General features: G+C 37.7%; 6 protein-coding genes and 1 tRNA gene. 2 read left to right on the top strand and 5 right to left on the bottom strand.

Annotated features, from left to right (window positions below; translation table 11 throughout):
• Positions 1 to 38 precede the first annotated feature (38 nt).
• A complete protein-coding gene (locus tag JSS34_03825; protein ID MBS0185461.1) occupies positions 39 to 317 on the top strand; it encodes a hypothetical protein in 279 nt (92 codons plus the stop codon).
• Between the two features lie 128 nt (positions 318 to 445).
• Here JSS34_03825 and JSS34_03820 read toward each other — a convergent pair whose 3' ends face one another.
• From JSS34_03820 to JSS34_03800, 5 genes are all read right to left on the bottom strand, one after another.
• Positions 446 to 2,038, bottom strand: coding sequence for a D-alanyl-D-alanine carboxypeptidase (locus JSS34_03820; GenBank protein ID MBS0185460.1), 1,593 nt, complete (start codon positions 2,036 to 2,038; stop codon positions 446 to 448).
• 91 nt (positions 2,039 to 2,129) lie between these two features.
• Positions 2,130 to 3,416, bottom strand: coding sequence for a YihY family inner membrane protein (locus JSS34_03815; protein ID MBS0185459.1), 1,287 nt, complete (start codon positions 3,414 to 3,416; stop codon positions 2,130 to 2,132).
• Between the two features lie 31 nt (positions 3,417 to 3,447).
• Positions 3,448 to 4,413: an aromatic ring-hydroxylating dioxygenase subunit alpha gene (locus tag JSS34_03810; GenBank protein ID MBS0185458.1), complete on the bottom strand. Its 966-nt coding sequence runs from the start codon at positions 4,411 to 4,413 to the stop codon at positions 3,448 to 3,450.
• 164 nt (positions 4,414 to 4,577) lie between these two features.
• A complete protein-coding gene (gene ettA, locus JSS34_03805) occupies positions 4,578 to 6,260 on the bottom strand; it encodes an energy-dependent translational throttle protein EttA (GenBank protein MBS0185457.1) in 1,683 nt (560 codons plus the stop codon).
• Positions 6,261 to 6,292: 32 nt separating this feature from the next.
• Positions 6,293 to 6,369 (bottom strand) — tRNA-Ile (locus tag JSS34_03800).
• 153 nt (positions 6,370 to 6,522) lie between these two features.
• Between JSS34_03800 and JSS34_03795 the strand changes: the two genes are divergently transcribed.
• Positions 6,523 to 7,290, top strand: coding sequence for a methyltransferase (locus JSS34_03795; protein MBS0185456.1), 768 nt, complete (start codon positions 6,523 to 6,525; stop codon positions 7,288 to 7,290).
• Positions 7,291 to 7,328 lie beyond the last annotated feature (38 nt).

Here is a 7,328-nt window from a genome sequence, read left to right as displayed (position 1 = left end):
CTCTTTTCTTTTTAAAAGTCTATTTGTTATTTTAATTTATGGAAATAGTATTAGAAGAACATGAGGAAGATGTACCGGATTCTCCGAGTATTAAACAATGGCTTACCAAAGGAAAAGTTGTTTTAGCAGAGCTTATAGGAGACAAAGCTATTTTAGGGGCTATGCATAGCAATGAGGAAGATACAAACACAGCATATGAGCGTGTGTTAAATCATGAAGATATATGGAATGATGCGGTAGAAATTATTGGAAGGGGATATGCTGACGAAAGAAGACATAAAATTTGGCTTGAGGTTTATCCTGAAGACGAGGAATAATTTTTAAATTTTTTACTTAAAATTCATTTAAAAAGTAAAGAGATAAAGAGGGGAATGTTTTTGTTCCTTAGGGCGGGCTTATTGTTTAAGTTTGATAAATCTTCCCTCTTTAGAATCAGAAGTATCCATCAAGGTTCAATGACACGACAGTTTTCTTTCTGCGCTCTCAGGGTACGACATGCTTTAAGCGCTTCTTTCTTCGAAAGGCCAATAAATCGAATTGAAAAATTCTTTTTCGACCCTTTCTTCTCTGTTTTTAAAACCCTTAATCGATTAACTTTGAGGAAAGAAGGATACGTTTGTGCAAGTCTTTTTCCCTCTTCCTTTGCTTTGGAGGAAGAGGGAAGCGTTGCAATTTGTATACTCCATTTTTTTGAATCAATGCTCTTTTCTTTTTTAGAAGAAGAGCGCGTTATGTTTTTCTGCGCTTGTGGTTCAGACTGAGAAGTTTCAAAAGAGGGAAGATCCTGTGTCTTTCCAAAGGGAGAGTCTTTGAGAGTTTTCTTAGCAAGTGATTTCTTTGTATCCTTTAATGAAGCTTTCTTTAAAGGCTTTTCTTTTGTTGAAAATTCTTCAATAGCATCTAATACTTCTTTTTCATCCCTTTCGAGGGCTTCGGACAGACGCGCTTCAAAAGAAGAAGGCTCCTCACTCTTTTTTAAAGGAACAACTTTTTGGTCTTTCTTTAGAGGTGTTTTTTGAAGACAATGAGAGGATTTAGGATTGTCTAAAAGAGAACAAAGTTGTTTCTCAAATTCTGGTGAGAGATCTTTTTCAGAAGAAGGAGGTGCTTCTTCAAAAATTTCTTGTAAATCCTCAAGATCAAAAACATCTTCTTCTGGAAAAGATTTCGTTTCAGGAGAAATTTGTTTTTTAGAAGAAATGTTTTTTGATTTCTTTTCAAGAATTTCAAATCCTTTATCAAGAAGTGCACTTGTTTTTTGATTTCTTTCTAAAGGTGTGCGCGCGCCCAAAACAACAGCAATAACCCGCATATTTCCACGTTTTTCTGAAGCTGATAAATTAAATCCAACGGCGCCTCCCCCATATCCCGTTTTAAGACCATCGACACCTTTTTTCTTTTTTAGGAGGGAATTGTAATTCGGAAAAGTTGTCCCACGATAGACAAATTTCTGTGTTGAAAAAAATTTATAATATTGAGGAAAATCTTTCATAAGAAGGCGTGAAAGTTTCGCTATATCAACAGCTGTTGTCACTTGCCGACGATCGACAAAACCTTGCGGTGTGTCAGGCCAACCTGAAGCATTAATACAAACAGTTTTTGTGAGACCTAATTTTTGAGCTGTACGATTCATAAGTTCAGTAAATTTTTTCTCAGAGCCAGCAATAGCCTCTCCCAAGACAACTGCAGCATCATTGGCAGATTTTGTAAGTGCTCCGAGAAGAGCATCCCTTACAGAAATGGTTTGCCCAGCTTTTAATCCAAGTTTTGTGGGTTTTTGTTGGGCGGCATGTTGAGAAATTTTAAGCTGATCTGTAAAATGAAGTTTCCCCCGTTTTAACTCAGAGAAAACAATATAAACAGTTAAAAGCTTTATTGTAGATGCGGGGCATCTAAGACTATTCGCGTTTTCTTCATAAAGAAGCTGTCCCGTAGTCGCATCCATTACAATAGCTGTAAGACGTTTGTTTTTTTGAGGAATTAATTTCCTTGAAATTTTAACAGATTTTTTTTGCGCTTGTGTATTTTTATAGGGCAAGAAAGATAAGGCGATTCCTAAAGAAATCCCTCCTATTAAAACCCATGAATATAAGCGCATAAAGAAAAACATAAAAGTTGAAACACTAAAGTTAGGATGGTTTGTTAGAAGGAGCAGAAGAGGCCAGAAAAGACTCAAGCGAAATATTTAAGGTAGTTTGTTCTGCATTTTGAAGTTTATTAAGGAGAATAATGGCTTGTGATGTCCAAGAGGACGTCCAAGGTCTATTTTTATCAAGTTCTTGGATTTCATGCACTCCAAAACCTTGAGATTGGTAGATTTCGTAGAGTGTGATCTCTTGCCCTTCCTCTTGGATTAAAAATATAAGTCCTTCTTGGGATTTCCCAATTATACGTGCTTTGTGAAGTTTATTAAGAATTTTTTCAAATTCTTCTCCCGAAATTTTAATTTCATTGAGAATATCTTGGCTTGAAATCCCCGTTTTTTGGTTCTTATGGATCACCTCTATAATCTTAAGCGCATTCAGAAATATATGTTCTGTAGAAAGTAAGAAAAGAAACCTTATGGGTGGAAGATTCCCAAAATCTGGAAGGGAAGCCGTTATTTGAGCTCCAAAAAGAACAAGTGACCAAAAAATATACATCCATACAATGAAGAGAGGAAGCGTTGAGAGCGTTTTATATATAAATTGATAAGAGGGTAAGTATGTAATATACGATAAGAAAAGATGACGGGAAATTTCAAGTGTAAAAGCTGCGATAAAAGCCCCAAAAATAGCATGCATAAAGCGGACTTTATGATTTGGGATAATAAGATAAATAAGCGTAAAAATAATAAAAAGCGTAAAGAATGGCAAAAATAAAGTTAATCCTTGAGTGAAAGACCCTTTTAGAAGAGGATGGGTAGAAAATTCTGAAATGGCAGATAAAAAGATGTTAATGCCAACACCTGCAATAATCGGACCTAAGGTAATCAGAGCCCAAAAGGCGAGAATGCGTTGTAAAAAACTTCGTGGGTATTCAACGGACCAGATAATGTTAAATGTTTTCTCAATTGTTGTAAAAACAAACATAATGGAAGCAATAAGAAGGACTGTGCCAAGGGTATCTAAGTGCTGTGTGTTGGTTATAAAAATATTAAGATTATCAATGAAGACGTGACTTGAATCCAAAAGAAGATGAGAAAACAAATAGGTAAGAACGTATTGTTGAATGTTTTTTAGCGAAGAAAAGGAAGATAAAATAGCAAAGGAAAGTGATAAAAGAGGGACAAGGGCCAAAAGAGATGTATAACTCAGCGCCGCAGAACTGGACATGCATTGATTACGAACGAACAAAATCTTAATGTAAGCAATGAACCGAAAGAGATTTTGAAAAAAAAGAAACGCAAGGTTAGTAGAATTTTTTTTAGAAGACATTTTTATTTACCTAACAGATATAACGTTTAATTTAGCTCATCCACTTAAGGATACAAGATTTGAGTGGATTCACAAATGGTATTTTTTGGAGGGTAGCCTCTTTATATTCTTTTTTTAATTTGTAGTACCATTTTGCTTGTGTATCAGCATCATTGATAAGAAGAAGTGGCGGATTAAAAGCAAGACCTTTTTGTTGAAGAATAATAGCACGTTGGTCTTGCTTTAAAAATATTGAGGCAAAAAAATAAATAAGAGGTTTAAAAAAGCTTAAGCCTCTAAATTTCCAATACATCAAATGATGAATCTCTGAGCTTGTTTCTGTGACGGGCGTAATCGTGGTAATGCCCCAAATCGTTTTTTTTCCCGTCGTGATGGTTTCGACACGAACACCCGGAAGCATAAAAGAAATTTCTGTTTGAGGAGAGGGGCCTAAAATTTTATAAGCGCGTCCATTTTTTGAAGGAGCGTGCCGACTCATTTTAAATCCTAAGGGGATGGGCTCAAAAGATTTTTGTTTTTCATAAAGAGCATTTTTGTTACGCCAAAACCATGATTGATGAACAAAAGGCCCATGTGCAGGATCCATAAGTCCAACAACAGCATGGTCAACCGAGCATGGAAAAATCATCTTTAGTTTGATGGAAGGAATCTTGGGAAGTGTTTCTGGAAGATAGGGAAATGGGGATAAGGAGGCTTCTTTTTCATCGCCTATAAAAATCCAGATTGTTCCAGCTTTTTCAATGCAAGGATATGTGCGCACATGAATACGGGAAAGATCAAAATCTTGATCTTTTGTAAGAGAGGGAATTCGTGTGCACTGACCTTTTGAGTTAAATCGCCAGCCGTGATAGCAACATTCAACCTCTCCAGTATTGAGAAGAAGCCCACAAGAAAGAGGGATGCCACGATGGGGACATATATCTCGAAGAGCAGAAACTTTATTTTCTTTGGTACGTATAAATAAAATGGGTTCTCCGGCAATCATTTTAGAATGCATTTTCCCAGGCTTAAGGGAAGAACTCAACAACGCAAAATACCAAATATTAGTTAAGAACACAAAAAATTATCCCTTATTCTGAAGTGTATCGAAAAAAAGAGATCCCTACGCAAAAAAATGATGATAAGAGAGAGTCCCAACAAAAGTGTGAACTTTTTGCCAATTTAGCTTACTTTTTTAAGAGGCTTATATTTAAATCGTTGAGGTGCATCTGCGTCTTGCCCTAGCCTCCGTCTGCGATCTTCTTCATAATCTGCGTAATTCCCCTCAAACCAGACCACTTGTCCATTTCCTTCGAAAGCTAAAATATGGGTTGCAATACGATCTAAAAACCAACGATCGTGAGAAATCACAACAATACATCCTGCAAACTCTAAAAGAGCATCTTCCAAGGAACGCAGTGTTTCAACATCAAGATCATTGGTGGGCTCGTCAAGAAGAATAAGGTTTGCTCCTGATTTAAGAATTTTTGCAAGATGAACCCGGTTTCTTTCTCCACCTGAAAGTTGCCCAACTTTCTTTTGCTGATCTGTACCCCTAAAGTTAAACCACCCGCAATAAGCTCTGCTCGAGACTTTTTTCTTTCCGAGGATGATTTCTTCGCAGCCTTCTGAAATTTCTTCCCAAACAGTTTTATCAGGATTTAAGGTGTCACGGCTTTGATCAACATATCCTAAACTCACGGTTTCTCCAACCTTAAATGTTCCAGAAGAAGGCAGATCTTGACCAGAAATCATCCGAAACAAGGTTGTTTTTCCAGCGCCATTTGGGCCAATGACACCGACAATTCCCCCGGGAGGAAGCCTGAAGTTTAACTCTTCCATAAGAAGACGTTCATCAAACCCTTTGCTTACATTTTGAGCTTCAATAACAACACCACCCAGGCGTGGTCCAGGCGGAATGGTAATTTGGGAAGGGGTTTGGGCTTGTTCTTGAGATTTGCTTAATAAATCTTCGTAAGCCGTAATGCGTGCTTTGCTTTTAGCATGACGTGCTTTTGGAGATGCACGAATCCAGTCAAGTTCCCGTGCAAGTGTTTTTTGGCGCGATTCTTCAGTTTTACTTTCTTGGCTTAATCTTTTTTCTTTTGCAGTTAACCATGCAGAATAATTTCCTTCAAAAGGAATGGTCTCACCGCGGTCAATTTCTAAAATCCAGGACACAACATTATCTAAAAAATAGCGATCGTGGGTGATGAGAACAACCGTGCCGGTATAGTCTTTTAGATAGCGTTCAAGCCAAGCGACAGATTCTGCATCCAAGTGGTTAGTAGGCTCGTCAAGCAGAAGCATATCAGGGTGTTGAAGGAGAAGACGACAAAGCGCAACTCTCCGTTTCTCGCCACCTGAAAGAGAAGAAACAAGAGCATCTTTAGGAGGACATCGTAAAGCATCCATGGCGATCTCAAGTGTTCTTTCCAGTTCCCAGCCATTCACAGCATCAATTTTGTCCTGTAAAATAGATTGCTCTTCAAGAAGTTTATTCATCTCATCATCAGAAAGAGGCTCACAAAGTTTAAAACTAATTTCTTGGAATTGATCTAAAATTTCTTTAATGGCAGAGACGCCTTCCATAATGCATTCAAAAACTGTTTTTTGAGGATCAAGAACAGGTTCTTGGGGAAGATATCCAACTTGAGTGCCTTGGGCAGCCCAAGCTTCTCCAGAAAACTCTTTATCGATGCCAGCCATTATTTTAAGAAGCGTTGATTTTCCAGCACCATTTGCACCAATAACACCAATTTTTGCACCCGGGAGAAAAGATAGCCAACAATCTTTTAAGATTTCTCGGCCGCCAGGATAAACCTTTCGGAGACCTTTCATAACATAAATATAATGGCCAGCCATAAGGACGATCTTTCTTGTGAAGGGTAATTAAATGGTGGGCCCGGCAGGACTCGAACCTGCGACAACACCGTTATGAGCGGTGCGTTCTAACCAACTGAACTACAGGCCCTTCAATAGGGATGCAGAGATTATAGTAAAAGTTAATCTTCTGAGACTCACCATACTTAAAAGAGGAGGCTTTGGTCAACACCTAGAATAATTTTTTTTAATGAGAAGAGGGGAAGCATTTGACATTCATGAAGAGAGTTCGTAGTTTTGGAAGATGATCGATAGACCAGAATTTTCTATTTCAGACGTGACTTGTGATTCTTTTTTGGGAGGGCGTGCAAAACTCTATCAACCCCGAGAAGGCTATCGAGCTGGAATTGATGCTGTTTTTTTAAGTGCCTGTGTTCATCCTCTTCAAGGACAATCCATTTTAGATGTTGGCGCTGGTGTTGGGACAGCCAGTATTCTTCTTCTCGTTCGGGAAGTTACAAAACATCCTTTGTATGTTTATGCCCTTGAGAAGGAAAAGGAATTGTCTGAAATTTCTTATCAAAATAGCTTATTAAATAATGTTGCTCCTTTTTTAACAAGCATTTCATGTGATTTAAAAGAAGCATCTTCTGAACTCACTCAAAAATCTTTTGATCATGTCATGACAAATCCCCCTTTTTTTGATGGAACAACACTTTCTCCAAATCGTCTTAAAGCTGAAGCCAATCATCCTTCAACAGTTTCATTTGAGGATTGGATTGATTTTTGTATAAAAAGGCTTAAATCTTCTGGAACTTTGACACTCATTATCCCTCCTGAACGTTTTTCTTCCTTTTTAAAAACAAGCGAAGGTAGAGTTGGAGGGATTCTTGTTTATCCTCTTTGGCAAAGGGCTGAGACATATGCAAAACGTCTTCTTATTCAAGGAATAAAGGGTCGAAAAACACCTTTAAAGCTCCTCAATGGGCTCGTTCTTCATGAGCATAATCGTTCTTTTACGCAAAAGGCCCATGCCATTTTGTGGGAAGGGCAAGCCTTAAACTTACACTAAAATAAAAAATTCTGTTCCTCATTTTTTTAAAAGGAGAC

It is taken from the genome of Pseudomonadota bacterium (assembly GCA_018242545.1).
GTDB lineage: Bacteria > Pseudomonadota > Alphaproteobacteria > 16-39-46 > 16-39-46 > 16-39-46.
The sequence above is the reverse complement of the archived record's forward strand: the minus strand, read 5'-3'. Positions and strand labels throughout refer to the sequence as shown.